We start from the raw sequence: 25,289 nt of genomic DNA, 5'->3' as shown, positions 1-25,289 counted from the left end.
CCACGCCCTCCGCGCAAAACAACTTATGCGTGAAAATCTTTCCGACATGCCGGAATGGTGTTAAAATCTCCCTGTTTGTCAGAAGGATGTGGCTCTTGCGTTCATTCCGTCTCCCTGCCGCGCTTCTCACGGTGCTGGCCTGCGCGGGCTGCGCTCACCCGACCACTCCCGCCGCCAATGACAAGAACCTGCAGGCGTTCGAGGCTTACTGGCAGCCGCTGGTGCCGCTTTACGGTCAGGCCCGCTTTTATGAAAATTGCGGCACCAGGACCCCGGCCTGGTTCTCCGCCGTCTCCTACGGCCTGACCACCCGCATCACCCGGCAGGCCAAGCGCCTCTGGTCTGATGAATACGCCCCCCAATCTTTCTTCAACCGGACCGCCGCCCTCGACCCGGTGGCGCGCGCCATCCATACCGAGGTCTCCTCGGCCGACCAGACGCCGGTAACCACCTGCGAAGCCCCGGTCGCCACCCCCTCGCTCACGGAACTCGATGTGATCGCGGTGCGCGAAGGCTACGGGCGCCAGTAAGCATAGGAAAGAAGCCGCTTTTTAAAAAAAGCGGCGCAAAAACTTTTGTTTATGCTGGGCCATGGGCTGTGTTGGCGACAACGCCTCTAGCCCCCCGCCTCCAGCCGGAGCAAAAACGCCGCCCGCTGCAGATCTGTCTCGGTGGTGATTTTGAAATTCTCTTCCGAGCCGGCAACCATTTCCACCGCCAGCCCCGCCTGCTCGGCAACCATCGCGTCGTCGGTCAGTTCGACTCCGTCCTGTCGCGCGGCGGCGCCACGGTGCGCGGCCAGGATGGCGGCGTAATCGAAGCCCTGCGGCGTCTGCGCCCGCCATAGGTTGCGGCGATCCACCGTCTCGGTGATCACCTTGTCGCCGACGCGTTTCAGCGTATCGGCCAGCGGCACACCGGCAATCGCGGCCGGCACGCGCTCGAGCGCCGTCAGCACCGCGGAAATCGTCTCCATCGCCACGAAAGGCCGCACGCCGTCATGGATCAGCACATGTTTCGGCCGCAGATCGGCAATCCCCTCCAGGCCGAGCCGCACCGAATCCTGCCTCGTGGCGCCGCCATGCAAAGCCGGGCGCAGCCCCAGCCCCGCGGTCGCGACATCGTAAAGCGCCTGGTCGTCAGGATGGATTAGCACCTGCAGCGCATCGATGCCCGGATGGCGCTGCAGCCGCAGGATGGTGTGGCGCAGGATCGGCATGCCGGCCAGCTCGCGATACTGCTTGGGCAACGGCCCACCGAAACGATGCCCCCGCCCCGCCGCCACGATCAACCCGATATTCATACGTTACCCCAGAGAAAATTCCGCCCCGCCATAAGCATGACGCGGAAGAAGCTTCAACAGAGAAAGGAAGCAGCCGCTTTTTTGAAAAAAAGCGGCGCAAAAAACTTTTGTTTACGCTGGGCCTGAGGCTGTGTCCGCGCCAACGCCCAGAACCCAGCATAACAAAGTTTTTTTGCTACTTTTTGTTCACAAAAAGTAGCGCTTCCTTATCCTCCTTCTAAGCAAAAAACCGGTTCGCCGGGCGCGGCAGGCCGAGATGCTCGCGCAGCGTCGTGCCTTCGTATTCCTTGCGGAACAGCCCGCGCCGCTGCAGCTCCGGCACCACCATGTCGACAAATTCGTCCAGCCCCGCCGGCACGGTCGGAAACATCACGTTGAAGCCGTCGCAGGTGCGCGTTTCCAGCCATTCCTCCATCTCGTCGGCGATGCTGGCGGCGGTGCCGATGAAACTTTTCCCGCCATAGCCGCCGACACGCTGCGCGAGCTGGCGGACGGTCAAATTCTCCCGCTTCGCCAGCTCGATCGCCCGCTCGCGCGAGGATTTGCTGTCATTCGTCTCGGGGATTTCCGGCAGCTTCGCGTCCAGCTCGAACCCGGAGGCGTCGCACCCCAGCGCCACCGAGAGCGAGGCAAGCCCGCTATCGGGATGCACCAGGCTGTCCAATTTTTCTTTCTTCGCGCGCGCCTCTGCCATCGTCTCGCCGACGATCACCAGCGCCCCGGGGAGGATCTTCAAATGCTCCGGGTCGCGGCCAGCCTTCGGCATCCGCCCTTTGACATCGGCATAGAAGGCGCGCGCCCCCTCGATCGAGCCGCCGGCGGCGAACACCATTTCCGCCGTCTCGGCTGCGAGTTGACGTCCGGCCTCGGACGCCCCGGCCTGCACGATCACCGGCCAACCCTGGGGCGGCCGGGCGATGTTCAGCGGCCCGCGCACCGAGAAATTTTCGCCTTTGTGGTTGAGCACATGCATTTTCGCCGGATCGAAGAAAATCCCCGATTCCGGGTCGCGGATGAACGCGTCGTCCGCAAAACTGTCCCACAGCCCGGTCACCACGTCGTAAAATTCCCGCGCGCGGCGATAGCGGTCGGCATGCTGCATATGCTCGTCCATGTTGAAATTCAGCGCCGCGTCGGGGTTCGAGGTGGTCACGATGTTCCACCCCGCCCGGCCGTTGCTCAACGCGTCCAGCGAGGCGAATTTGCGCGCCAGATCGTAAGGCTGGTTGAAGCTGGTCGACCCGGTCGCGATCAGCCCGATCCGCTCCGTCACCGCCGCCAGCGCCGGCAACAGCACCAGCGGGTCGAACGAGGTCACGGTGCCGCTGCGCTTGAGCGCCTGCACCGGCATGTTCAGCACCGCCAGATGGTCGGCCATGAAGAACGCGTCGAATTTTCCCCGCTCCAGGGTCTGCGCGAACCGCTTCAGATGGGAGAAATTGAAATTGGCGTCCGGAAAGGCGCCGGGATAGCGCCACCAGGCGGTATGAATGCTGACCGGGCGCATGAACGCGCCGAAATGCAGTTGCCGTTGCGACATGCTCAATTACTCCTCGTCAATTGCACCCTAGATAGGAATGGATCATGAAACGGCCATCCTGAAGGAGCGGGACCATGCGGACGAACCCCAGAGCGGCGATCTATGGGCATCGCGGCGCGCGTGCCGAGCGGCCGGAAAACACCATGGACGGCTTCCTGCACGCGGTCGCCACCGGCGTGGCCGGCATCGAGACCGACATCGCGCTCACAGCCGATTTCTGCCCGGTGCTGCACCACGACCCCGAACTCGCCGATGGGCGCCGGATCAAGGAGGTGAACCTGGCAGACCTGCCGCCCTCGGTGCCGACCCTGGAAGAAGCACTCACGTGCCTGCCCGACCTTGAGTGGCTCCTGGAAATCAAGACCTTTCCGGACGCGCCGGAACGCGCCCACCCGCCCGAACTGGTCGCCGCGCGGGTTCTCGACGTGCTGGAAAAGCTCCCGATGCTCGATGTCGCCACCCTCGCCTTCGACTGGGCGGTGCTGCGCGCGGTCGCGGCGCGCAATCCGGCGCTTCGGCGCGTCTGCCTAACCGCGCCGAAAACGGCGCAGCAGCGCGCCCTATGGTGGGGGCCGGGCTTCGAGGGCTCATCGATCCCGCAAGCCGTGGCGGCCACCGGCGCCTGGGGCTGGGCCGCGGAACAGAAAAATCTCACCGAAGCCGAAATCGACGAGGCCCACGAACTCGGCCTGAAAGTCCTGGCCTGGACCGTGAACGAACCGGAGGATTTCGTCCGGCTCGCGCCGCTGGTGGACAGTATCATCACCGACCACCCGTCGCGTTACGCGGCGACAGCCCCGCAGGAATAAGTAAGTAAGAAGCCGCTTTTTGAAAAAAGCGGCGCAAAAACTTTTACTATGCCGGGCCTGGGGCTGTACCAGCGCCAACGCCCATGGCCCAGCGTAAATAAAGTTTTTTTGCTACTTTTTGTTCACAAAAAGTAGCGCTTGCTGCCTTTCCTTCCCTTACTCCGCCATGACCTGCTGATGCTGCTGGCGCAGCAGGTCGAGATACGGACCGGGCCGGTTGGCCAGTTCGTCGGGCGTGCCCTCGTCGATGATCCGTCCGTCCTGCATGACGATGATCCGGTCGAAATCGCGCAGGGTCGAAAGCCGGTGCGCCACCGCGATCACCGTGCGCCCGGCCGCGAGGCGGTTGAGCGCCTGCTGCACACTGGCCTCCGATTCCGAATCCAGCGCCGAGGTCGCTTCGTCCAGGAGCAGAATGGGCGCGTTGCGCAGAAAGGCGCGGGCGATCGCCAAGCGCTGGCGCTGCCCGCCGGACAGCCGCAGGCCGCGCTCGCCCACCGGCGTGTCGTAGCCCATCGGCATGGCCATGATGAAATCGTCGGCATAGGCGGCGCGTGCCGCGGCGCGCACCTCCTCGTCGCTCGCCTCCGGCCGGCCGTAGCGGATATTCTCCATTACCGAGCGGTGGAACAGCTGGACATCCTGCGAGACGACGGAGATGGCCGCGACCAGGCTATCCCGGCTCAGCGTGGTGATGTCCACGTCGTCAATGGCGATGACGCCGTGCGACGTGTCATATTGCCGTTGCAGCAGCGCCAGCATGGTCGATTTGCCCGAACCCGAGCGCCCCACCAGCCCGACCCGCTCGCCGGCTTTAATGACCACATTGATGTCGCGCAGCACCGGCTGCGCCTCGCCATAGGAGAAATCCACCTGGGCGAATTCCACCTTGCCGCGCGGCGCTTCCAGCGCCCGCGCGTCCGGCGCGTCCGGCATGTCATGCGGCACCAGCAGCGCCTTCAAGGCTTCGCCGAGGCGCGCCCAGTCCTGCACCATTTCCACCAGCGCCACCGACAGATCGCGCGTGCCGTGCAGCACGGTAAAGCCCAGCGTGATCACCAGCACCACGTCGCCCGGCGTCGCATGCCCTTGCTGCCAGCGCCACAACACCCAGAACAGCAGGCAAGCGGTCAGGATCGCCGTCGAAAAGGCGTGAATCAGCCGGATTTTTTCCAGATAACGCAGGCTGGTATGCCGCGCCTTCATCTCCGTGCCGACCTCGGCCGCGAATTTCTTGCGTTCGCGCAGCGTCGCGCCGAAGGCCCGGACCACGCTCACATTATTGATGACGTCGACCAACTGCCCGTCCACCGAGGCCGCCGCCTCGGCATAAACCTCGTGCAAATTGCGGCCGAGATAAGCCAGCCGGCCCAGCACCAGGCCGAGTGCCAGGGCGATCACCACCATCGTCCCGCCCATCAGCGGGTCGACCAGGCTGATCATGAGCACCGCGCCCAGCACCGCCGTCATCGGCGGCAGCACATTCCACACGGTCAGGCTCTCGATGCGGAACACCGCATTGCCGGTCGCGGAGATGCGCCCGGCCAGCATGCCGGCGCGGCGCGTGGTGAAGAAGCCCGGCGAATGGCCCAGCGTGTGGTCGAACAGATAGCGCCTGATGTCGCCGGTCACCTGCACGAAGGAGCGCGCCGCGACCCAGCCGCCGAGGCGCCAGGAGAGATTGTCCACCGCGATCAGCCCCGCCAGCAAGGCGAAGGCGGCCCAGACCGCCGACACGTCATGCCGCGCCAGCACGTCCACCACGTTCTTGACGGCATATTGCGACGTCACCGAACAGCCGACGCCGGTCAGCACCGACAGCAGAATGACGATATGCGACCAGGCATGGCGCGAGACCGCCTTCAACACAAAACGAACCGGCCGGCGCTCCAACGGCGCTGGGGTGCCGTCTCTCGGCCTTAACAATTCGTCACCCATTTCTTCGCCCCATCTCTCCGCTTTGGTAAAATTCGCGTCTGCCCCCCATAAACCCCGACAATGCGGCATTAAAAAGTCAAAGACCGCCACAATGCTGCCGCACCGACCTGTTTTTTCTGGAGCCATCACCACCAGCGAAGAAAGGTTCCGGTGAACGATGCGCATTGCTCAGATCGCCCCCCTGTATGAGGCAGTCCCGCCCAAACTCTACGGCGGCACGGAGAGGGTCGTCTCGTTCCTCACCGAGGAACTGGTCGCCATGGGACATGATGTGACCCTGTTCGCCAGCGGCGATTCGGTCACCAACGCCAAGCTGATCCCGGTCTGGCCGCAGGCCCTGCGCCTCGACCCCACCATCCGTGACTCCCTGGCGCCGCATATGCTGCTGATGGAAGAGGTCTACCGCCTCGCCGACGAGTTCGACATCCTGCACTTCCATAACGACTATTTCCCGGCCTCGCTGTTCTCGCGCCAGCCGGTGCCGTTCGTCACCACGCTGCACGGACGGCTGGACCTGCCGGAGCTGAAGCGGGTGTATGCCGGCCTGCCGGAGCAGAATCTGGTGTCGATCTCCGACTCCCAGCGCCGGCCCCTGCCTGAGGGGAATTTTATCGGCACGGTGCATCACGGCCTGCCGTCGAGCTTGCTGCTCCCACAGCCCGTGCCGCATGATTACGTCGCCTTCCTCGGCCGCATCTGCCCCGAGAAGCGCCCCGATCGTGCCATCCGCATCGCCGCCGGTGCCGGTGAAGTTCTGCGCCTCGCCGCCAAGGTCGACCGCGTCGATCAGGATTATTTCACCACCCAGATCGCGCCGATGCTGAATGAACGCGCCACGCTGATCGGCGAAATCGGCGATGCCGAAAAGCCGGCCTTCCTCTCCGGCGCCAAGGCGCTGCTGATGCCGATCGACTGGCCCGAACCGTTCGGCCTGGTGATGATCGAGGCGATGGCCTGCGGCACGCCGGTGATCGCCTATAATCACGGCTCCGTGCCGGAGATCATCGAGGACGGCGTGACCGGCTTCATCGTCAGCAACGAAGATGAGGCGATCGAGGCCCTGAAGCGCATCCACACGCTGGACCGCCGCGCGGTGCGCGCCCGGTTCGAGGAACGCTTCTCCGCCCGCCGCATGGCGCAGGGGTATCTCGACCTTTATGAATCCCTGGCCGCCGTGGCGAAGCCGCGGCGTCTGGCGCTGGTGCGCTAAAGCCGAAGGAAAGGAAGGCTACTTTTTGTGAACAAAAAGTAGCAAAAAAACTTTACTAAATTGGGCCGTGCCGGTTTCGCCAGCACGGCCCAATTTCATGGAAGTTTTTGCGCCGCTTTTTTCAAAAAGCGGCTGCTTTCATACTGGCTTTAAGCCACCAGCGCGGCGATCTGCGCTTCGGCGGCGGCCAGAGCGGCGGGCTTCAGGTCCGGCACCGCCATGGTCTCGGCGCGAATCACCGTCACGTCCGTGATGCCGATGAAGCCCAGCGCCGCCTTGAGATAGGCTTCCTGATGGTCCAGTGCCGCCAACGGCCCCTCATGGTACGCGCCACCGCGCGACGAGGCGATGAACACTTTCTTGCCCGACACCAACCCGACCGGCACGCCGTCGGCGCCGTAGCGGAAGGTTTTGCCGGCGGCCAGCACGCGGTCGATCCAGGCCTTCAGCTGGCTCGGCGGGGCGAAATTATACATCGGCGCGCCGATGACGATGATGTCGGCCGCGAACAGCTGGTCGATGAACGGCGCCGATGCCGCGATATCGGCGATCACCGCCGGGTCGGTCGGGGCCGTGCCGAACATGGCGCCGATATGCGCCGGGGAGAGATGCATCGGCGCGGCCGCCGCCAGGTCGAGATATGTGACCTCAAGCCCCGGATGCAGCGCCTTCTGGCGCTGCACGATGGAAGCGGTGAGTTTGCGGGAGATGGAATTCGATCCAAGAATGCTGGAATCGATGTGCAGAAGCTTCATAATGACATGCCTTGTGCCAGTGATGGCGACGTCATCGGGCTTTTGCTCCCTACTGTGAAGCCAATATGTTCCGATATAAACCATCGTTATTCCAGATAGAGGGCAAAAGACTGCCATGCTCGACGGCGTTTCGTTCGACCAGCTCCGCGTGTTCATCGCCGCCGCCGAGGCCGGCAGCTTTTCCGCCGCCGGCCGCAAATTGCGGCGCGCGCAATCGGTGATCAGCCAGACCGTGGCCAATCTGGAAGGGCAGCTCGGCGTGGCCTTGTTCGCACGCTCCGGCCGCTATCCCGTGCTCACGGAGGCTGGCCGGCTGCTACTGGCGGATGCGCGGGCCGTGTCGTCGGGGGTGGACGCGCTGAAAGCCCGCGCCCGCGGCATGGCCGCGGGCATCGAGCCGGAACTTTCCATTGCCATCGACGTGATGTTCCCGATGGCGGCGCTGACCCGCGCCGCGGCCGCGTTCGGCGCGCAATTCCCGGGCACCGCGCTGCGCCTGTACGTGGAAGTCCTGGGCGGCGTGGCGAAGGCCGTGCTCGACCGCCAGTGCCAGCTCGGCGTGGTCGGCACATTGCCGCTCAGTACCGATGCGCTGGTGGCCGAAAGGCTGCTCGGCGTGCGCATCGTGTTCGTCGCCGCCCCGACCCATAAGCTGGCGCAGATCGAGGGGCCGATCCCGGCCGCGGAACTGGGCAAACATGTGCAGCTGGTGCTGACCGACCGCACCGATTTGTCAGCGGGGCGGGAATTCCGCGTGCTCTCGCACCGCAACTGGCGCCTCGCGGATCTCGGCGCCAAGCACGCCTTCCTGCGCGCCGGACTCGGCTGGGGCGGCATGCCCTATGCCATGGTGGCGCGCGACCTCGAGGAAGGCACGCTGAAACAGATCGCCTTGCAGGATCTACCCCCGGAAGGCGAGACCATGGCGATGTCCGCCGTCTACCCCGCCGATACGCCGCCCGGCCCGGCCGGGCGCTGGTTTATCGAGCAATTGCGCCATTTCGGCGCCGGCAGCGAGGAATAGGCGCGGCGTTTCTCTTCGTTACCCGTCTGCCCCCTCCGGCCGCTTGCGTGCAGCCACGCCACACATACATGCTTAAATAATTTCTGTTTGACGGAGGACAATCTTGCGATTGGCGAGGCGGCTCCTGACAAGCGCGGCGCTCCTGGCCAGCCTCACCGGCTGCTACGCCTCCTCCTACCCTTATGGCGGCTACTATTATGGCGGCTATTACGGCTATCCCTACGGTGGGTATGGGTATCCTTACGGCTGGTATGGCGGCCGCTATTATTGGCATGGCCATTACTATTACGGCCATCCCGGCTACTGGCATGGCTACCACGGCAATTACTGGCATGGCGGCTACTGGCATGGCTACCATGGCAATTACTGGCATGGTGGGTATCACGGCGGCTATCACGGCGGTTATCACGGCGGCTGGAGCCATGGTGGCGGCGGATGGGGCCATGGCGGCCATTGAGCGTGCCGTAAGCAAGGAAGCGCTACTTTTTGTGAACAAAAAGTAGCAAAAAAACTTTGTTTACTTTGGGCCCGTGCCGCTCGAGCGCCACAGGCCCAGCGTAACCAAAAGTTTTTGCGCCGCTTTTTTCAAAAAGCGGCTGCTTCCTTCCTACCCTCAGTGATTGTCGCGCGATTCTCCGCGTGTCTCCAGGATGTTGAGGTACAGCGTCGCCGGTTCAAGGCAGCCGCCGGTGCCAAGCTGGCCCACCTGGGAGCGGTAGATTTCTTCCCAAGGCGTCATGTTCTTGAACACAGGCGGCACCCAAGCCGCACGGCGTGCGGCGAGCTCCTCATCGGAAATCATCAAATCTACCTTGTTGCGATTCAGGTCGACACGGATTTTGTCACCTGTGCGCAGCAGCGCCAGGCCGCCGCCCACCGCCGCCTCCGGGGACACGTTCAGGATCGACGGGCTGCCCGAGGTGCCGGATTGCCGCCCATCCCCCATGGTCGGCAGCGCGGCCACGCCCTTTTTCAGCAACACCGCCGGCGGCTGCATGTTCACCACCTCGGCACTGCCCGGATAGCCGACCGGGCCGCAATTGCGAATCACCAGCATGGAATGGTCATCGACGCCGAGATCGGGATCCTCGATCCGCGCGTGGTAATCCTCGGGCCCCTCGAAGACCACGACCTTGCCCTCATACACGTTGGGATGGTCAGGGTCGGACAGGAAACGCGCGCGGAATTCCGCGTCGATCACCGCCGTCTTCAGCACCGCACTGTCGAACAGATTGCCGGAGAGCACGACATAGCCGGCATTCTCCTTGAGCGGCTCGGCATAATGGCGGATCACCTCACCATCGACCGAAGGCGCGGAGGCGAGATTTTCCGCCAGCGTACGCCCGGTCACGGTCATCACGTCGCCATGCAGCCGCCCCGCGGCGAGCAGCTCGCGCAACACCGCCGGCACCCCGCCGGCGCGGAAAAAGCTTTCCGAGAGGAACCGCCCGGCCGGCTGCACATCCGCCAGCAGCGGCGTGTGGGCGCCCAGCTCCTGCCAATCCTCCAGCGTGTGGTCGACCCCCATATGCCGGGCGATCGCCACCATATGGATCGGGCAGTTGGAGGAAACGCCCAGCGCCGCCGCCGCCACCACCGCGTTCTGGAACGCCCGGCGCGTCATGATATCGGAGGGGCGGAGATTTTCCGCCACCATCGCGACGATGCGCTTGCCGGTCGCGTAAGCCATCTGCCCGCGCTCGCGATAGGGCGCCGGGATCATGGCGCAGCCCGGCAAGCTCATGCCCAAAGCTTCGGCCAGCGAATTCATCGAACTCGCCGTGCCCATGGTGTTGCAATGCCCGACCGACGGCGCGGAGGACACCACCATGTCCATATACTCATCGTAATTGATCTTGCCTTCGGCAAATTGCTTGCGGGCCTCCCACACCACGGTGCCGGACCCGGCCAGTTTGCCGTTGAACCAGCCATCGAGCATCGGCCCGCCGGACAGCACGATGGCGGGAATGTTCACGGTCGCCGCCCCCATCAGGCAGGCCGGCGTGGTCTTGTCGCAACCTGTGGTGAGCACGACGCCATCGATCGGATAGCCATGCAGCACTTCCACAAGGCCCAGATAGGCAAGATTGCGATCGAGCGCCGCGGTCGGCCGCTTACCGGTTTCCTGAATCGGATGCAGCGGAAACTCCAACGGAATCCCGCCGGCTTCGCGAATGCCGTCACGCACGCGAGACGCGAGTTCCAAATGATGCCGGTTGCAGGGGGAAAGATCCGAACCGGTCTGCGCGATGCCGATGATCGGCTTGCCCGATTGCAGCTCCTCGCGCGTGAGGCCGTAATTGAGGTAGCGCTCGATATAGAGCGACGTCATGCCCGGATTTTCAGGATTGTCGAACCAGCGGCGGCTGCGCAAGCGCGGCACCGCACCCTCGGAATGTTTCATGGCCCCTCCTCCCGGGCGCGTTATTTATGAAAGCTTTAGGTCACGTTTCGGACCTCATCAACCCCCGCGATCTTTGGTTCCATCCATTGAACACCACCTTTCCCTTATAATCCCTGACCATCCCCGCCTCCGGACGCCACCCACAGATAAAAAAACGACTGGTTTTTTCTCCAAAACGTTTGAAGTTGCGCGCCCAAAGCGCAAACATTCCAAAATTGTTGCGAGAATCTTATGTTGACGCCATCCCGTCGCACGCTTCATAGTCCCGGCGCGAACCAACAAGCCGGAAAAATCCGGCATTTCTAGGGTAGGAGTGATCCTCAATGGACTTGGAAGCACGTACGATCGGGCGCGTCACGAAGCGTCTGATGCCGTTCCTTATTCTCTGCTATTTCGTTGCCTATCTCGACCGCGTGAATGTCGGCTTCGCGGCGCTCAGCATGAACAAAGACCTCGGTTTCACCGCCACGGTCTTTGGGTTCGGCGCCGGCATTTTCTTCATCGCCTATTTCTTCTTCGAAGTGCCGTCGAATCTGCTGCTCGACCGCGTCGGCGCGCGCAGATGGATCGCGCGCATCATGTTCAGCTGGGGCATCGTCGCCGGCGCCGAGGCTTTCATTCCGCAGATCTCGCATGCCACGGGCCTGAGCCCCGCCACCGTGTTCGTGACACTGCGCGTGCTGCTCGGCGTCGCGGAAGCCGGCTTCTTCCCTGGCATCATCTTCTATCTGACGATCTGGTTCCCCGCCCTTTACCGCGCGCGGATGATCGGCATGTTCATGGCGGCGATTCCGCTCTCCACCGTGGTCGGCGGCCCGATCTCGGGCATGCTGCTTTATGTCCATGGCTTCGGCCTCGCCAACTGGCAATGGCTGTACCTTCTGGAAGCCATTCCGGCGCTGCTGCTCTCCTTTGTCGTGCTCAACTATCTCACCGACCGGCCGAAAGACGCCAAATGGCTGAGCGACGAAGAGCGCGCCTGGCTGGTGGAGCGGCATGCGACCGAAACCCGCATCCGCGAGAAGGCCAATCGTTTCTCCGCACTGCAAGCCATCACCAACACCCGCGTGGTGCTGCTCGCCTTCATTTATTTCGGCATCAACGCGGCGGTGTACGGCCTCAGCTTCTTCATGCCGCAAATCGTGCACAGTTTCGGCCTGTCCTTCGGGATGACCGGCGTCGTCACCACCCTGCCCTATATTATGGGCATTATTGGCATGGTGTTCTGGAGCCGCCATTCCGACCGCTCACACGAGCGCCGCGAACATGTCGGCCTGGCGCTGCTGATCGCCGGCCTCTGCATTGCCGGCACCACGGTGGTGGACAATCCGGTCGGCAAAATGATCCTCTTCACCATCGCCGGCTTCGGCATGTTCGGCTCGCAACCCTGCTTCTGGGCGCTGCCGGCCACGTTCCTCTCCGGCCCCGCCGCCGCTGCCGGCCTTGCCGCGGTGAACTCGCTCGGCAACCTCTCCGGCTTCTTTGGCCCCTATGTCATGGGCAAGGTGAAGGATGCCACCGGATCTTACACGATCGCGCTGCTGGCGATCAGCGTGATCCTCGGCTTCGCGATGCTCGTGGCGCTGTCTCTGCAACATGATCACAAGCTGGAAAACCCCGCTTTGCATGAGGAGGAAGAGGAGACACCCGTCAGCCTCCGCCGCCCCACGGCGCGGGAGCTTGCGTAAGCAAAAGGAAGCACTACTTTTTGTGAACAAAAAGTAGCAAAAAAACTTTGTTAGTTTGGCCCGTGCCGGTTTCACCGCCACGGGCCCAGTTTCAAAAAAGTTTTTGCGGCGCTTTTTTCAAAAAGCGCCTGCTTTCCTTCCTACATCACGGCGCCAACCTGCCACGGCACAAACTCATTGTCGCCATAGTCGAACCCTTCGCTGCAGCTTCTCTCTCCTGAAGCCACGGCCAGGATTTTCGCAAAAATCTCCTCGCCAACCTGCTGGACGCTGGCGTCGCCGGTGACGATGGTGCCGCAATTTACGTCCATATCTTCGGACATATGCTGGTACATCGGCGTGTTGGTGGCGAGCTTGATGCAGGGCACCGGTTTGTAACCCGCGGTCGACCCGCGCCCGGTGGTGAAAATGATCAGGTTGCAGCCACCGGCGATCTGCCCGGTCACCGCCGCCGGGTCGTAGCCGGGCGTGTCCATGAACACGAAGCCATGGTCCTTCACCATCTCGGCATATTCCACCACCGCCTCCAGCCGCGCCGAACCGCTTTTCGCCACGGCGCCGAGGGATTTTTCCAGAATCGTCGTGAGTCCACCGGCCTTGTTGCCGTGCGACGGGTTGTTGTTCATCTCCCCCTTGTTGCGCGCGGTGTAATCCTCCCACCAGGCGATGCGCGCGAGCAGTTTCTGCGCCACCTCCGGCGTCGCCGCGCGGCGCGTGAGCAGATGCTCAGCACCGTAAATTTCCGGCGTCTCCGCCAGCACCGCGGTGCCGCCATGACGGATGAGAAGATCCGAAGCGACGCCCAGCGCCGGATTGGCGGAAATGCCGGAATACCCATCCGAACCGCCGCATTCCAGCCCGATCATCAGCTCCGAGGCCGGCGCCAGGCTGCGCGCCACCGCGTTCACCTCCGGCAACATCGCGCGCACCGCCGCAACCCCGGCCTCGATCGTTCGCCGCGTGCCGCCGCTCTGCTGGATCGTCATGGTCCGCAGCCCCTGCCCCTCGCTCAGCCCGTGCTCGGCGAGAATGCCCGGAATCTGGTTGGTCTCGCAGCCCAGCCCGATCATCAGCACGCCACCGACATTGGGGTTCAGCGCGTAACCAGCCAGCGTGCGGGTGAGCAGTCTCGCCCCTTCCGAGCCCACGCCCATCGCGCAGCCCCCGGCATGGGTGAGCGCGACCACGCCATCGACATTCTCGAACGGGGCTAATTCGCCCGCGCGGGTGAAATGCGCGGCAACGGCACGCGACACCGTGGCGGAACAATTCACCGAAGAGATGATAACGATATAATTGCGCGTGCCTACTTTTCCGTTTGGCCGCCGATAACCCATGAAATTCGCTCGGCGCGCCTCGGGTACGAAATCGGTCGGCTTCGCATCGACGCAGAACTCATGCTGCAGATTCACCGCGCTGATGGCGAGGTTCCCGGTATGCACGAGTTCTCCGGCAGCGATATCGCGCGTCGCCACGCCGATGATCTGGCCGTATTTGACCACCGGCGCGCCGCTCGCGATCGGCCGCAGCGCGATTTTATGGCCACGGCCGACGGCGCTTTCCACCTGCAAAAGCGGCGCCGTCAAATTTGTGCCGGAAGGCAGATTCACCCGCGCCACCGCAACATTGTCTGTGGGGTCGAGCACAATCACCGGCGCGTGAAGTTCATTCATGACGAGGCCCCGAACGCATCCATGGCGCGCGCCGAATACACCAAAGCCGCGCCGCTGTTCAGCGCGATGGCAACCCCCAGCGCCTCCGCCAGTTCCTCCTTGCTGGCGCCGGCCTTCTTCGCGGCCTCGGCATGAAAGGCGATGCAACCATCGCAGCGTGTCGTCACCGCCACCGCCAGCGCGATCAGTTCCCTGGTCTTCGCATCCAGCGTCTGCGGCTTCGGCGCGGCGTGGGAGATCACATCATTGGCGCGCAGGATGTCCGGATTGATTGCCCCAAGCTCTTTCAGCGTCGCGCCGAGCTTTTCACGATAGCCGGCCCAGTCGTTCATCGTTTGAGTCATATTTTTATTCCTCCGTTGTTTTCCATTTTTTATGGCCAGACGCCCGGCCTCGACAACCCGTCGGCGATGAAGATGTCCGCGCCGCCGCCGCTGCGCGCGGGGTCGATATTTTGCACCGCCTTCTGCTCCATCCGCCCCAACTGGTCGCGATGCACTTCGTCCGGCCCATCGGCAATGCGCAAAATGCGCTGCCAGGCATAGGCGCTGGCAAGCCAGGCATCGGCAACACCGGCGCCGCCATAGGCCTGGATCGCCCAATCGATCACCTTGCACGCCATGTTCGGCGCGACAATTTTGATCATGGCGATTTCGGCGCGCGCCGCCTTGTTGCCCACCCGATCCATCAAATCGGCCGCGTGCAGGCAAAGCAGCCGCGCCTGGTCGATCATGAGGCGCGATTCCGCGATGCGCTCGCGCCACAGGCTCTGCTCGACCAACCTCGTGCCGAACGCGACGCGCGCCTCCAGCCGCCGGACCATCCGTTCCAGCGCCCGCTCCGCCGCGCCGACCGACCGCATGCAGTGATGAATGCGCCCCAGCCCCAGCCGCCCTTGCGCGATCTCGAACCCCCTGCCCTCGCCCAATAAAATATTTTCAGCCGGAACGCGGACAGTCTCGAAAACAATTTCGGCATGACCATGCGGGGCATCATCGAAACCGAACACCGGGAGCGGCCGCTTGATGGTCACCCCTGGATGCGGATTCGGCACCAGAATCATCGATTGCTGGCGGTGGCGGTCCACATTGCCGGGATCGCTCTTGCCCATGACAATGAAAATCCTGCAGCGCGGATCGAGCGCACCGGAAATCCACCCTTTATGGCCGTTGATCACATACTCATCGCCGTCACGAATGATCGACGTTTCGATGTTCGTGGCATCGGAAGACGCCACATTCGGCTCGGTCATCGCAAACGCGGAGCGGATCTTGCCGTCCAGAAGGGGCTGGAGCCATTGCGCTTTCTGCGCCGGCGTACCGTAGCGCACGAGCACTTCCATATTGCCCGTATCCGGCGCGGAGCAATTGAACGCCTCCGGCGCGAAAGGCGAGCGCCCCATCAATTCGGCCAAGGGCGCATATTCGCTGTTGCTCAACCCCGCGCCGAACGCGCTGTCCGGCAGAAACAGGTTCCACAATCCCGCGTCCCGCGCTCTGTCCTTGATCTCTTCCAAAAGCGCCAGCGTCTGCCAGCGGTCATCCGCCCGCGCCGGCGCGGCGAATAATTCCGCCTCGTTCGGATAGATATAGGCCGCCATGAAATCCGCCACGCGCTCGCGCAGCGCCTCGACCTTCGGCGAATAGGTCATGGCCATTCCGGCGTTCCTCTTTTTTTGGCGTTAGTCCATGGGCACTGTAAATCAATCAGAAAGGAAGGCTACTTTTTGTGAACAAAAAGTAGCAAAAAAACTTTATTATGCTGGGCCGGGGGCGTTGTCCCGGACACAGCCCATGGCCCAGCGTAAACAAAAGTTTTTGCGCCGCTTTTTTCAAAAAGCGGCCACTTTCTTAAAGGAAACGCCCGCATGAGCGACTTGTTTCGCCTGGATGGGAAGGTTGCCATCGTCACCGGCTCATCTCGCGGCATCGGCCGCGCCATCGCCGAGACCATGGCCGCCTATGGCGCCGCAATGGTCATTTCCTCGCGCAAGCTGGATGCCTGCGAGGCCGCGCGCGATGCCATCATCGCCCAGGGCGGCAAGGCGATCGCTCTGCGCTGCAACACCAGCTCGCGGGACGATCTGGCGGCCCTGCTCCGCGCCACGCTGGAAGAATTCGGGCGGCTGGATGCGGTGGTCGCCAATGTCGCGGCCAACCCTTATTTCGGCCCGCTTTCGGGCATCAGCGATGGGGCGTGGGACAAGATCATGGCGGTCAATCTCAAATCCACGCTCTGGCTCGCCAATCTCGCGCTCCCGGAAATCGCCAGGCAGGGCGGTGGCAGTTTCACCCTTGTCTCCTCGATCGGCGCGCTGCGCGGCAGTACGGCCACCCCCGCCTATAATATTTCCAAGCTCGCGGAGATCGGGTTGATGCAGAATCTCGCCGTGGAATGGGGGCCCAAAAATATCCGCGTCAACGCCATCCTGCCGGGGCTGGTGAAAACCGATTTCGCCCGCGCGCTCTGGGACAACCCGGCGCTCCTGAAGGACGTCGAGGCCGCGACTCCGCTGGGGCGCATCGGCGCGCCGCAGGATATCGGCGCCGTCGGCGCCTTCCTGGCCATGCCAGCCGCCGCCTATATCAACGGCCATGCCCTGACCGTCGATGGCGGCTTCACCATCGCCGGGGCGCTGTGACGAACGGCGCCCCATTGATCGAACCGCTCCCGGCGCATCGCTTCGACCCCGCGCCCCTCTTCGCTTATCTGCGCGATCACCTGGAAGGTTTTCCCGGGCAGGCCCGGCTGCGCCAATTTCAGGGCGGCCAGTCCAACCCCACATTTCTGCTGGAAACCGCGACGCACAAATATGTCCTGCGCAAAAAGCCGCCCGGCCGGCTGCTCGCTTCGGCGCATCAGATCGATCGGGAATACCGCATCCAGCAGGCGCTGCGAGGCACGGACATCCCGGTCGTGCCGCTGCGCCTTTATTGCGCCGACCCCGCCATCATCGGCACGGAATTCTATGTCATGGATTTTCTGCCCGGCCGGGTGTTCGGCGACGTGCTGATGCCGGACCTGGCGTCTGCGGAACGCCGCGCTTTGCAGCTCGATTTGTTCACCACCCTCGGGCGGCTGCACCGGTTGGATTATGGCGCTTGCGGGCTCGGCGATTTCGGCCGGCCGGCCAATTATGTGGCGCGGCAGCTCGCGCGCTGGCGCGGCCAGTACGAATCCGCGCAGACCGAGGATATCCCCGCTATGACGAAACTCATGGACTGGCTCGGCGCGCATCTGCCGGACCGGGATGAAACCGCCATCACCCATGGCGATTTCCGGCTCGGCAACATGATGGTGCATCCCGCGGAGCCGCTGATCATCGCCGTGCTGGACTGGGAGCTCGCGACACTCGGCCACCCGCTGGCCGATCTCGCTTATTGCTGCATGCCCTTCCATCTGCCGCAAATCGCGGGGCCGCTACAGGGCTATGGCGGGCTCGACCTCGCCGCTCATGGTCTTGCCGGCGAGGATGACATGCTGGCGCTCTATTGCCGCATCACGGGCCGGGCCGAAATCGCCGACTGGAAATTCTTTCTCGGTTTCGCGCTGTTCCGCAGCGCCGCCATTGCCGAGGGCGTCTATGCCCGCGCTCTGGCCGGCAACGCCGCCGACGCGCGGGGCATCGCCATGCATGGCGTCATGAAAGTGCTGGCGCAGAGCGGCTGGGACCTGGTCGGCTAATACTGGCGGACAGCCGGCGTTTCGGTATGCCCCGTCCAGGAGGCCGCAACAAATTTTGTCGGGAGCGCCGGCGCGGACGCGGCGAGCATATGCGGTGCGGGATGAGGCGAGGTTACCGTCTGGCTTCCTGTGGGCAGGGCGACGGCGCCGCCGAAGACAAGGCGCAACACTAAGATCGAGGCCAACAGGCCGTAACCGCAAATCATCGCCCGGTCGAAGCGGCACAGTCTTACGGCGCTGCGCTGTTGCCTTAGAAGGGAAGCCGTGTTCGACTTGGGACTCTTACTCTCTTCTCGGTCCCGTTGTCGGGTCCCGGTCAAGGTCGTTGTCGGTATCAATTTCGGTTCTCACGATTGTCCGTGCCTTGTTAGCTAAACACCGGCAGATAAATTCGCGATGCGGAATCCGAACCGTCGCATAAAGAAAACATCAAAATTTTACGCCGTCGGGCGGGCGCCGGTTTCCAGCGTCGCCGCCCCTTTGCCGCCCGGGATGGCGGCCGGAGATGCATAAATTTATCAACATTTTAGGCAAAGCGCCCCTCTTTCTCATGGTGGCTTAACGGCGCCCGCGTTTTCTATAACGGCGCCAGCACGGCATGTAAGCCGCTGGCGGACCAGCCACCAGGCTGCCTCCGACAAATCTGGAGAACGCTGTGAGAGCTCAAACGACCAGTCGGCTTTCTTTTTCCACCCAACCCGTCCCTTCGAACCAGGCCGCACAGGCCTATGACATGGCCGGAACCGATTATCTCCGCTACGCTGACGGCGACGCCAGCCGTCTTTTCGATTTCACCAGCCAATACAGCTTCGCCGACCGGGACATCTGGCGCCGGATCGATGCCACGCTGATGCGCCTGGCGGCCTCCGGGCGGCGCACCCTCTCGATCCTCGATGCCGGCTGCGGCCCCGGAACCTGGCTGCGCCGCACCGCCTTGCGCGCCCGTGAACTCGGCTTCGAGCGGATCAACGCCTTCGGTTTCGATATTTCCCCGGCCATGATCGCGTTGGCGAAATCCAGCCTCGCCGGCCTCGACGATCTCACCATCCGCATGCATTTTCTGGTCCGCGACGTCACCGCCGCGCCGGCCTTCACCGACCAGGAATTCGATCTCTGCCTGTGCCTTTACGGCGTGTTGAACCACCTTCCGGTGACCGTGCATGACCAGGTGGCCCAGGAGCTGGCCCGGGTGACGCAGGACACGCTGTTCGTCACGGTGCGCGCGGCCGGCAGCCTGCCGACCATCTATGTCGACTCGCTCGACCATGCCCGCAACTTCCAGCAGGATAACGAGTCCGACCGCATGGAGATCGACATGCTCAATGGCGAGCATATCGGCTTCACCTCGCACCTCTTCACGAGCATCGAGCTCGACGGGCTGTTCCGCCCGCATCTGCGGCAGGCTTCGCTGGTCGGCCTGGACGTGTTCCATAGCCGCTTCGCCACCGACCGCCGCTGGAACCCCGCCCGCTTCGAGGGCGAGGCCGAATTTGTTTCGGATCTGGAGCAGCTGGAACAGCGCTATGCCTGCGACCCGCATTTCATCGACCGGGCCGCGCATATTCTGCTCGTCGGCGAGCGTTAGATGGAGAAAGAAAGGCTACTTTTTGTGAACAAAAAGTAGCAAAAAAACTTTATGACTCTGGGCCGTGGGCGTTGTCCGCGACACCGCCCATAGCCCAGCATAATAAAAGTTTTTGGTGCCGCTTTTTTCAAAAAGCGGCCGCTTTCTTCCCTAACCTAGTGCATGCCCCTGCCGCCGCCGCCCATCGGGTAGAGATCCTGGCTGGCGGCCACGGTGGCGTGGTTCGCAATCGGCACCGCCGGGAAATGCGTCAGCAGCGCCAGCGTCTGCGGCGCCGGCTGGGTGAACACCCCGCCCGACAAGGCCCGCAGCGCCGCATCCTGATCACCCGCGTCAAGCGCCTTGGATGCGCTCACCAATTGGTTGATCACCGCCTGGGACGGCGCGGCCTCCGAGATCCCCAGAATCGCGCGCACCCGCGTGCGGGCCTGTAGCATCTGCATTTTGGCGATCGGGTCCATGGTCCACCAGCGGCCGCCGGTGGAGAACTGCCCGGCCATCGCGTCCAACGAGGCCACCGCCAGCGCCATCTGCGCCGGTCGATCCTGCATCATGTCCGGATGTGCGAAGGCGAACAACGCCTGATTGAAGGTCGCCATGGCCGGATCCTGCCCGATGACCGAATTGCCGAATGCATCCTGCGGCATGAACCCGGTTGAAGGCTGTGGCCCCTCCAAGGCGCAGCCTGACAGGCACAACGCTAAAAATGCAACTCCGAAAAAGCGCGCTTTCATGTCTTTCACCAATCCTTGCCGTGACCTCGCCCTACGAGGACGTTTCCCAAGATTGGCGCGCGCCGCCATCGCGCCAGCAAAAAGGCTGGTCCGAGATCGACGTGATCGAGCAATGCGAGACCATTATCGCGGCGCCAAGCCGGTCGATCATCATATGGCTTAGAGCCCTAAACATTTAATATTTCCGGGGGCTGTTCCTTTGTAACAAATTTGCACCGGTGAAGATGCCGCTTGTTCCCGCCCCTGTGAGCCATCGGCAGAGCGGGTTCGCCGGCCGGTCAACTCCCCCCGCGGATCCCCGGCCGGCTTACTCCGGAAAGAGCTGGGAATTCACGCGAAACGCCGCGCGACATTCCGGCGTGTTACCAACGGCAGCATAGTTGTTCTGGCAATAGACCAGCTCCTGCAGGAAGGATTGCGGGTGCGCGCGGTAAGCCTGCACATGCGGGTCGGAGGCACAGGAGGCGAGCCCGGCCGCGGCCGCCAGCAAGACCAGACAGGATCTCAGCCGCATCGAATCAACGCCCGCCGAACGGAATGCCGCCCATGGCCATGAGCCCCCTCATCAAGCCACGTGTCTGCTCGGGCCTGCGCCCCTATGTCCGGCATGCCTGAGCCTTTCATCCTTAGGTGGAAACCGGGTCATTATTCGCCAGATTTCGGGCCGACTCAATCGCCTGCCGCACGATGAAGTTCCAGCACCGGCGTTCCGGAAAGGCTCCCGGACCACGGCACCGCCTGGCACGCGACGAATCACGCAAAAATCGGTCCGTCTTCTCACGACGCGGGGCGATCGTTTTGATTAATTCCTTTTTTAGATGCGACTCATAATTACTGTGTATATAACCCCTCAGCCACGGCTACCACTCGCTCCTGGGGGGCCAGGGCTAGGCCGGATGGGATGCCTGTCCCCATCCGGCCGCTTTCCGCTCCGGCGAACTTGCTCATGGTTCAGATGCATGGGCAATCCCGGTAACAATGCCGAGAACGGCAGCCCCCACTGATGATTGCGCATCTCGGTGGCCGCCACCGCACGACTTTCCACGATATCGCCGAGCCAGCGTTCTACCTTGTTTGATAAACGACGTTTACAAACAAACCGTTGGTTAATTTCTCTTGCAATGTCAGGGCTCCTCGCTGACACGCCGAAATTCGGCACGTGAACCAGGACACAAGCGAGCGTGCGGCGCCAGCCACCAAGCCGGGCACGGATTGGATGGGGGGCATGGGAATCCTTGGGTTAGCTTTAAGGCGGCAGATAATACCGGATTAGAAATGGTTGACAAACGCAACAATTGGCGCACATGTGGCGAGGCGAGCGACGGGATAGATAAGAACCGGCCCCAAGGGAGCCTGCATGAAAGAAAACATTAAACCGCTGACTTCGCTGCGGTTCTTCGCGGCGTCTGCGGTGCTCGCGCTTCACGCCACGGGCTTCCACCTCATCGGGGTGTCGTTTCTAAACAAATTCCAATTGTATCAGGCGGTGTCTTTTTTCTATGTGCTTTCCGGCTTCATCATGCAGCACACCTACCGGAAAAACGCGAATTCGCTTTCCGTTTTAAAATTTGTTGCGATTCGGTTTTCAAGATTATGGCCAATGCATATAGTATCTCTGGCCATTTTTCTTGCGATCCCAGGATATTTTTACTGGGCAACCCATCGCGTCGCCTTTCCAATATGGGTCGAAAATCTTGCCCTGGTCCAAACGTGGGTTCCCCTCAGCGATCACTATTTCTCACTGAATGCGCCATCTTGGTCGATTTCAGACGAGATGTTTTTTTATGCCGCCTTCGCGATAATTTGCGTGCGCGCCAAAAGGGCCCCTCTTCTTGTTGCGCTCGCCGTCCTTGCTATTCTTTTTACCTACATGTCATTCATGGCAGCGTTGCACCTCGACGCTTCATTTAATGACGGCCTCTATGCGGTCAATCCGCTCGTTCGCCTGCCAGAGTTTGTTGCAGGCGTCGTGCTGTGTGAGGCGATGAGCCGTTTGCGACACAACAGCCGGCCCTTCATCTTCTGGACGACCCTTGAGGTCGTGGCGTTTCTGGGCGTTTCCATCAATAGCTTGTCCATTCCGATTATAGCGCGCTGGTGGCATGTTTATGTAGGATCTGGATGGGCGTATTACGTTGCGACCGCAGGAGGACTTCCTTCGTTCGCGCTGCTTATAGCTGTGTTTTCTGTGAGCCATGGCGGCTTCGCGCGGCTACTTTCGCTTCGCCTCCCGGTTATCCTCGGCAACATAAGCTTTGCGATCTATATGGTTCATGATCCGATCCTACGCTTCGTCAGCATGCAATTTCCCGGTCCAATTCTACCCGCGAAATTTCTCTGCGTATTTGGTGCGATCCTGCTTATAGCCGCGCTGTGCCACTACCTTATCGAGGTTCCGACATATTCTCGGGCCCGAAGATTCATTGAAAAGTCGTTTAGGCAACCTACGGACATCGCTACATACGTCTTGGCCTCGCCACCAACAGTCGCGTCTGAGGAAAGGCATCACCAAACATTTTCCGCTTAGCGCTTCTTGCAGGTTATTATTTTTTGAAAATCGTGAATTGCGCCATCCGTGATCCCGACCACTTCGAAGTATTCGCCCCACACTCGCCTCACATAATCTGAGGCAATGAATGTGATGCCATATTGATAATCGTCCGAAGTCAAATGTCCCTCGTCTTGGACGATGCAATGGAACCCGCCGTCCCGGATCTTTCTTGTCGCCGTCTTAAGCGCCTCGCGGTCAATCGACAGCATCTCAAAGATACGGGTTTCAGCGTTTGCGCGCTCCAGCGCCCGCGCTCCGTGTGTCGTCAGGAACAGATAAGCCCCCGGCCTGCAAATCCGGTTCAGCTCCGATAGATAGAATCGTTGAGCTCTTTCATCCATGTGCGAAAAAACAGAGATGCTGATCACGCCGTCGAACGATTCATCGCCAAAGGGCAACGCGGCGTTCGGATACGAGAGAACGGCCTTCATATGAGAGAAATTTTTGTTGATCCATTCGACGTGCCGCGCGTCGATGTCGCAACCGATCATGTTCCCCTTAAAGCCTTTGAACATACGCGCCAACCGGCCACAACCACACCCAAAATCAAAAAGGTCAGAAAACTCTGAAAGAGGTTTTGGACTTGCCTTTTGAAGAGCTTCGTAGATGGCAATGCCATGGGCCGCAAAATCCCGCTCCGAAGTCAGGCCCGAAACTATGTACATAAGCTCCTGGGGAGGAAAGGGAGCCACATGGACCGCCAGGCCTGGACTTTCGAATGCAAGCCTACCATTCAGATCAATCCACTTTTCGGTCGGCATATTGATGCCCGATGCCAAATCAATCGCCATCGCCACTCTTTCCTGGATCGTTTCTGCTCCGAAAACTATAACAGCTCTGGCGAGAGCTGCAAATGGCGATACGATCGCCGATAGAGGTGCAGTGCATTTTGTCAGTAGACTATTCTGCATCTGCAGAATGGTTACACGTTCGCTACCCGTCAGCGGAAGCTATAATATCTGTCATGTGGGTTTTCCGGTTAGACGGCGAGAGAGACGCTTTGATCTGCCCGGGCGGCTGAGATTCCAGCTAGGCCAGTCCCTTCTCGATATTGATCAGCATCGGGGTGCCGTGACCAAGCGCGGCATACGTGGCACGGCGTCCCATACCCGTGAGGGAGCACCACGTATCGATGGAACCGAATTTTGGAACGGGTCCCGTTAGCGGCGTAGCTTCAGATTTGATGGTCAAATTCATCCAAACCTCCAGTGCTTGAGTGTGCGTGCGGAGGCATTAAGCAGGCAGAGACGGGTGCGCTTTAGGGAAACCGTTAGATGCTATTTCCTTCCTTGTTTGTCAGGAGATGAGGGGCAGCTTTTAGGTGATTTGTGATCCATGCGTCGTGGCGTAGCTCAGCACCGTCTTGATGCACCCGCACGCGGGAGGCTGTCTCGGGTTTGGTTGTCGAGATCGGCTCCAAGATCTTGGTCACATGGCCGGTCTCGATCTCGGTCACGGGAAGCTTGGCTTTTTTGATCAGGGATGCAGGGGTGTGCAAGGGGTTCTGGCGGAGGAGATGTCCGCTTAATATGTCTAATTACTTAGTAAAATCAATTGATTATTATTTGCGTTTATATATCCCACAAACCCACCCATTAAATTACGTGCCATACCGGCGCATATCAGCGCATAGACACACGGGTCCAGGATCGCTCAGTGATCGCGAGCCATCTAGCTAAAGGGGCAAGCCCCCGAAAATAACGAAATCCGCCCCCGCGGCCCGAGCCTCGGCAACTACCCTTAATCGGAAGTCCTCCACCCCCTCGCCCGCCTCCCGTTTCCAATCCAGGCCAGCAGCCGTGGCGTGGTCGTCTGGGCTGGCATCTGACAAACCACTGGCAATCTTGACTTCTTCGATGTTCATAATCCACCTGCTGTTATTTTATTTGAGCTTTGGCCGGGATTCGCGCGGTTTGGCTGTTTTGAACAACCACCGTGGGCACTGGTGGTCCACAAACAACGAATCAAGTAACGGACCAATCGGGAACCATTTATTAATGGAGGCGGTTGGTTTCTGGCTTTACCCATTGACTAATGTCACTGCCCTGTTCGCGCAGTCTCTCTGTTACATGCTTAAGATATTTTCTTGCTTCGTCCCTCTCCTCAGGCTCAGCGACATCTGAATTGGCGATTTTTGCTAGTGCGGCTATGGCCGCTCCGATGTGGGGCCGAACGTGCGAAGACAATGCGGCTTGTAGTTCACACGCGGTCTTGCGATCTTCTGGGCTGGCCGTGGTATCGGCCGCAAGGGTGTTGATCGCTGCAAAACAATCTTCAATGTCCTGTAACTTGTCATCGGCATCCTCCGCCTCAGATATCCTGTTGGTAAGAAAGCCGATATATCCCAGCCAATCGCGTCCGATCATACTTCCGTCTCCAGAATTTTTTCTA

The 25,289-nt window shown here is 61.4% G+C and carries 27 protein-coding genes; 12 read left to right on the top strand and 15 right to left on the bottom strand.

The annotated features are described in order from the left end of the window. Positions 1-95: 95 nt before the first annotated feature. Positions 96-530 (top strand): hypothetical protein, encoded by a 435-nt coding sequence (locus VNC39_RS06040; protein WP_325397194.1) that lies wholly within the window; start codon positions 96-98, stop codon positions 528-530. Between the two features lie 86 nt (positions 531-616). Here the strand turns inward: VNC39_RS06040 and ispD are convergent, their stop codons facing one another. Together ispD and VNC39_RS06030 are read right to left on the bottom strand one after the other, a co-directional pair. Further along, positions 617-1,303 carry a 2-C-methyl-D-erythritol 4-phosphate cytidylyltransferase gene (ispD, locus tag VNC39_RS06035; RefSeq protein WP_325397192.1) on the bottom strand — a complete coding sequence of 229 codons (687 nt, stop codon included), beginning with the start codon at positions 1,301-1,303 and terminating at the stop codon, positions 617-619. 217 nt (positions 1,304-1,520) lie between these two features. Continuing rightward, the gene (locus VNC39_RS06030; protein WP_325397190.1) at positions 1,521-2,843 is read right to left on the bottom strand and encodes an LLM class flavin-dependent oxidoreductase; all 1,323 of its coding nucleotides are present in this window, start codon (positions 2,841-2,843) and stop codon (positions 1,521-1,523) included. A gap of 74 nt (positions 2,844-2,917) precedes the next feature. Here VNC39_RS06030 and VNC39_RS06025 point away from each other — a divergent pair, with 74 nt between their 5' ends. Beyond that, a complete protein-coding gene (locus tag VNC39_RS06025) occupies positions 2,918-3,652 on the top strand; it encodes a glycerophosphodiester phosphodiesterase family protein (RefSeq protein ID WP_325397188.1) in 735 nt (244 codons plus the stop codon). A gap of 156 nt (positions 3,653-3,808) precedes the next feature. Here VNC39_RS06025 and VNC39_RS06020 read toward each other — a convergent pair whose 3' ends face one another. Continuing rightward, the gene (locus VNC39_RS06020; protein WP_325397186.1) at positions 3,809-5,590 is read right to left on the bottom strand and encodes an ABC transporter ATP-binding protein; all 1,782 of its coding nucleotides are present in this window, start codon (positions 5,588-5,590) and stop codon (positions 3,809-3,811) included. 157 nt (positions 5,591-5,747) lie between these two features. On the opposite strand from VNC39_RS06020, the gene VNC39_RS06015 reads away from it, so the two are divergent. Beyond that, a complete protein-coding gene (locus VNC39_RS06015; protein WP_325397184.1) occupies positions 5,748-6,800 on the top strand; it encodes a glycosyltransferase family 4 protein in 1,053 nt (350 codons plus the stop codon). 149 nt (positions 6,801-6,949) lie between these two features. Here the strand turns inward: VNC39_RS06015 and VNC39_RS06010 are convergent, their stop codons facing one another. After that, complete coding sequence (locus VNC39_RS06010; protein WP_325397182.1) at positions 6,950-7,555, bottom strand: FMN-dependent NADH-azoreductase; 606 nt, start codon at positions 7,553-7,555, stop codon at positions 6,950-6,952. Positions 7,556-7,670: 115 nt separating this feature from the next. On the opposite strand from VNC39_RS06010, the gene VNC39_RS06005 reads away from it, so the two are divergent. Then, complete coding sequence (locus VNC39_RS06005; RefSeq protein ID WP_325397180.1) at positions 7,671-8,579, top strand: LysR family transcriptional regulator; 909 nt, start codon at positions 7,671-7,673, stop codon at positions 8,577-8,579. Positions 8,580-8,682: 103 nt separating this feature from the next. Continuing rightward, a complete protein-coding gene (locus tag VNC39_RS06000; protein WP_325397178.1) occupies positions 8,683-9,036 on the top strand; it encodes a hypothetical protein in 354 nt (117 codons plus the stop codon). Positions 9,037-9,192: 156 nt separating this feature from the next. Here the strand turns inward: VNC39_RS06000 and VNC39_RS05995 are convergent, their stop codons facing one another. Beyond that, a complete protein-coding gene (locus VNC39_RS05995) occupies positions 9,193-10,983 on the bottom strand; it encodes an IlvD/Edd family dehydratase (protein WP_325397176.1) in 1,791 nt (596 codons plus the stop codon). Between the two features lie 323 nt (positions 10,984-11,306). Between VNC39_RS05995 and VNC39_RS05990 the strand changes: the two genes are divergently transcribed. Next, on the top strand, positions 11,307-12,671 hold the full coding sequence (locus tag VNC39_RS05990) for an MFS transporter (RefSeq protein WP_325397175.1): 1,365 nt from the start codon (positions 11,307-11,309) through the stop codon (positions 12,669-12,671). Between the two features lie 140 nt (positions 12,672-12,811). On the opposite strand, the gene VNC39_RS05985 is transcribed toward VNC39_RS05990, so the two are convergent. Genes VNC39_RS05985 through VNC39_RS05975 form a run of 3 tightly spaced genes read right to left on the bottom strand, consistent with a single transcriptional unit; the run spans position 12,812 to position 16,001 of the window. Further along, on the bottom strand, positions 12,812-14,344 hold the full coding sequence (locus tag VNC39_RS05985) for a UxaA family hydrolase (protein WP_325397173.1): 1,533 nt from the start codon (positions 14,342-14,344) through the stop codon (positions 12,812-12,814). Beyond that, entirely contained in the window at positions 14,341-14,676 is a 336-nt protein-coding gene (locus VNC39_RS05980; protein ID WP_325397235.1) for a carboxymuconolactone decarboxylase family protein, read from the bottom strand. The genes VNC39_RS05985 and VNC39_RS05980 overlap by 4 nt, the downstream gene beginning before the upstream one ends. Positions 14,677-14,717: 41 nt before the next feature. Then, entirely contained in the window at positions 14,718-16,001 is a 1,284-nt protein-coding gene (locus VNC39_RS05975) for an acyl-CoA dehydrogenase family protein (protein WP_325397171.1), read from the bottom strand. Between the two features lie 31 nt (positions 16,002-16,032). Here VNC39_RS05975 and VNC39_RS05970 point away from each other — a divergent pair, with 31 nt between their 5' ends. The 4 genes from VNC39_RS05970 to VNC39_RS05955 all read left to right on the top strand — a co-directional run bounded on the left by VNC39_RS05970 (position 16,033) and on the right by VNC39_RS05955 (position 19,613). Then, the gene (locus VNC39_RS05970) at positions 16,033-16,215 is read left to right on the top strand and encodes a hypothetical protein (RefSeq protein WP_325397169.1); all 183 of its coding nucleotides are present in this window, start codon (positions 16,033-16,035) and stop codon (positions 16,213-16,215) included. Beyond that, positions 16,212-16,985 (top strand): SDR family NAD(P)-dependent oxidoreductase, encoded by a 774-nt coding sequence (locus tag VNC39_RS05965; protein WP_325397167.1) that lies wholly within the window; start codon positions 16,212-16,214, stop codon positions 16,983-16,985. Before VNC39_RS05970 ends, VNC39_RS05965 begins: the two co-directional genes overlap by 4 nt. Positions 16,986-16,999: 14 nt before the next feature. Beyond that, a complete protein-coding gene (locus VNC39_RS05960) occupies positions 17,000-18,028 on the top strand; it encodes a phosphotransferase family protein (RefSeq protein WP_325397165.1) in 1,029 nt (342 codons plus the stop codon). Between the two features lie 733 nt (positions 18,029-18,761). Beyond that, the gene (locus VNC39_RS05955; RefSeq protein WP_325397163.1) at positions 18,762-19,613 is read left to right on the top strand and encodes a class I SAM-dependent methyltransferase; all 852 of its coding nucleotides are present in this window, start codon (positions 18,762-18,764) and stop codon (positions 19,611-19,613) included. A gap of 155 nt (positions 19,614-19,768) precedes the next feature. On the opposite strand, the gene VNC39_RS05950 is transcribed toward VNC39_RS05955, so the two are convergent. Next, positions 19,769-20,212 (bottom strand): hypothetical protein, encoded by a 444-nt coding sequence (locus VNC39_RS05950; protein WP_325397161.1) that lies wholly within the window; start codon positions 20,210-20,212, stop codon positions 19,769-19,771. A gap of 16 nt (positions 20,213-20,228) precedes the next feature. On the opposite strand from VNC39_RS05950, the gene VNC39_RS05945 reads away from it, so the two are divergent. Continuing rightward, on the top strand, positions 20,229-20,510 hold the full coding sequence (locus tag VNC39_RS05945; protein WP_325397159.1) for a hypothetical protein: 282 nt from the start codon (positions 20,229-20,231) through the stop codon (positions 20,508-20,510). Between the two features lie 144 nt (positions 20,511-20,654). On the opposite strand, the gene VNC39_RS05940 is transcribed toward VNC39_RS05945, so the two are convergent. Beyond that, positions 20,655-20,861, bottom strand: a complete 207-nt coding sequence (locus VNC39_RS05940) for a hypothetical protein (protein ID WP_325397157.1) — start codon at positions 20,859-20,861, stop codon at positions 20,655-20,657. 843 nt (positions 20,862-21,704) lie between these two features. On the opposite strand from VNC39_RS05940, the gene VNC39_RS05935 reads away from it, so the two are divergent. Then, complete coding sequence (locus VNC39_RS05935) at positions 21,705-22,874, top strand: acyltransferase family protein (protein ID WP_325397155.1); 1,170 nt, start codon at positions 21,705-21,707, stop codon at positions 22,872-22,874. Here the strand turns inward: VNC39_RS05935 and VNC39_RS05930 are convergent. The 5 genes from VNC39_RS05930 to VNC39_RS05910 all read right to left on the bottom strand — a co-directional run. Further along, the gene (locus VNC39_RS05930) at positions 22,871-23,689 is read right to left on the bottom strand and encodes a class I SAM-dependent methyltransferase (protein ID WP_325397153.1); all 819 of its coding nucleotides are present in this window, start codon (positions 23,687-23,689) and stop codon (positions 22,871-22,873) included. The two genes, VNC39_RS05935 and VNC39_RS05930, sit on opposite strands and share 4 nt — an antisense overlap. 238 nt (positions 23,690-23,927) lie before the next feature. After that, positions 23,928-24,095, bottom strand: coding sequence for a hypothetical protein (locus VNC39_RS05925; protein ID WP_325397151.1), 168 nt, complete (start codon positions 24,093-24,095; stop codon positions 23,928-23,930). Positions 24,096-24,168: 73 nt separating this feature from the next. Further along, entirely contained in the window at positions 24,169-24,354 is a 186-nt protein-coding gene (locus VNC39_RS05920; protein WP_325397149.1) for a hypothetical protein, read from the bottom strand. A 219-nt stretch (positions 24,355-24,573) separates the two neighbouring features. Further along, positions 24,574-24,762 (bottom strand): hypothetical protein, encoded by a 189-nt coding sequence (locus tag VNC39_RS05915; RefSeq protein ID WP_325397147.1) that lies wholly within the window; start codon positions 24,760-24,762, stop codon positions 24,574-24,576. A gap of 130 nt (positions 24,763-24,892) precedes the next feature. Then, positions 24,893-25,289, bottom strand: a 397-nt coding sequence (locus VNC39_RS05910; RefSeq protein WP_325397145.1) for a hypothetical protein, incomplete at its 5' end; no start/stop codon positions are given.

It is taken from the genome of Acidocella sp. (genome assembly GCF_035535915.1).
Lineage (GTDB): Bacteria > Pseudomonadota > Alphaproteobacteria > Acetobacterales > Acetobacteraceae > Acidocella.
This window is presented reverse-complemented; position numbering and strand designations above follow the sequence as displayed.

What these genes read in the sequence shown, in the direction of transcription:
- VNC39_RS05965 (WP_325397167.1), top strand. Translation starts at nt 16,212, where the DNA reads ATGAGCGACTTGTTTCGCCTGGATGGGAAGGTTGCCATCGTCACCGGC.
- VNC39_RS06015 (WP_325397184.1), top strand. Translation starts at nt 5,748, where the DNA reads ATGCGCATTGCTCAGATCGCCCCCCTGTATGAGGCAGTCCCGCCCAAA.
- ispD (WP_325397192.1), bottom strand. Translation starts at nt 1,303, where the DNA reads ATGAATATCGGGTTGATCGTGGCGGCGGGGCGGGGGCATCGTTTCGGT.
- VNC39_RS05915 (WP_325397147.1), bottom strand. Translation starts at nt 24,762, where the DNA reads ATGAACATCGAAGAAGTCAAGATTGCCAGTGGTTTGTCAGATGCCAGC.
- VNC39_RS05955 (WP_325397163.1), top strand. Translation starts at nt 18,762, where the DNA reads ATGGCCGGAACCGATTATCTCCGCTACGCTGACGGCGACGCCAGCCGT.
- VNC39_RS05985 (WP_325397173.1), bottom strand. Translation starts at nt 14,344, where the DNA reads ATGAATGAACTTCACGCGCCGGTGATTGTGCTCGACCCCACAGACAAT.
- VNC39_RS06010 (WP_325397182.1), bottom strand. Translation starts at nt 7,555, where the DNA reads ATGAAGCTTCTGCACATCGATTCCAGCATTCTTGGATCGAATTCCATC.
- VNC39_RS06030 (WP_325397190.1), bottom strand. Translation starts at nt 2,843, where the DNA reads ATGTCGCAACGGCAACTGCATTTCGGCGCGTTCATGCGCCCGGTCAGC.
- VNC39_RS06020 (WP_325397186.1), bottom strand. Translation starts at nt 5,590, where the DNA reads ATGGGTGACGAATTGTTAAGGCCGAGAGACGGCACCCCAGCGCCGTTG.
- VNC39_RS05935 (WP_325397155.1), top strand. Translation starts at nt 21,705, where the DNA reads ATGAAAGAAAACATTAAACCGCTGACTTCGCTGCGGTTCTTCGCGGCG.
- VNC39_RS05970 (WP_325397169.1), top strand. Translation starts at nt 16,033, where the DNA reads ATGGGCACTGTAAATCAATCAGAAAGGAAGGCTACTTTTTGTGAACAA.
- VNC39_RS05940 (WP_325397157.1), bottom strand. Translation starts at nt 20,861, where the DNA reads ATGCGGCTGAGATCCTGTCTGGTCTTGCTGGCGGCCGCGGCCGGGCTC.
- VNC39_RS05930 (WP_325397153.1), bottom strand. Translation starts at nt 23,689, where the DNA reads ATGGCGATTGATTTGGCATCGGGCATCAATATGCCGACCGAAAAGTGG.
- VNC39_RS06005 (WP_325397180.1), top strand. Translation starts at nt 7,671, where the DNA reads ATGCTCGACGGCGTTTCGTTCGACCAGCTCCGCGTGTTCATCGCCGCC.
- VNC39_RS05945 (WP_325397159.1), top strand. Translation starts at nt 20,229, where the DNA reads ATGACCGAATTGCCGAATGCATCCTGCGGCATGAACCCGGTTGAAGGC.
- VNC39_RS05980 (WP_325397235.1), bottom strand. Translation starts at nt 14,676, where the DNA reads ATGAACGACTGGGCCGGCTATCGTGAAAAGCTCGGCGCGACGCTGAAA.
- VNC39_RS06025 (WP_325397188.1), top strand. Translation starts at nt 2,918, where the DNA reads ATGCGGACGAACCCCAGAGCGGCGATCTATGGGCATCGCGGCGCGCGT.
- VNC39_RS05995 (WP_325397176.1), bottom strand. Translation starts at nt 10,983, where the DNA reads ATGAAACATTCCGAGGGTGCGGTGCCGCGCTTGCGCAGCCGCCGCTGG.
- VNC39_RS05925 (WP_325397151.1), bottom strand. Translation starts at nt 24,095, where the DNA reads ATGAATTTGACCATCAAATCTGAAGCTACGCCGCTAACGGGACCCGTT.
- VNC39_RS05975 (WP_325397171.1), bottom strand. Translation starts at nt 16,001, where the DNA reads ATGGCCATGACCTATTCGCCGAAGGTCGAGGCGCTGCGCGAGCGCGTG.
- VNC39_RS05990 (WP_325397175.1), top strand. Translation starts at nt 11,307, where the DNA reads ATGGACTTGGAAGCACGTACGATCGGGCGCGTCACGAAGCGTCTGATG.
- VNC39_RS05950 (WP_325397161.1), bottom strand. Translation starts at nt 20,212, where the DNA reads ATGGCGACCTTCAATCAGGCGTTGTTCGCCTTCGCACATCCGGACATG.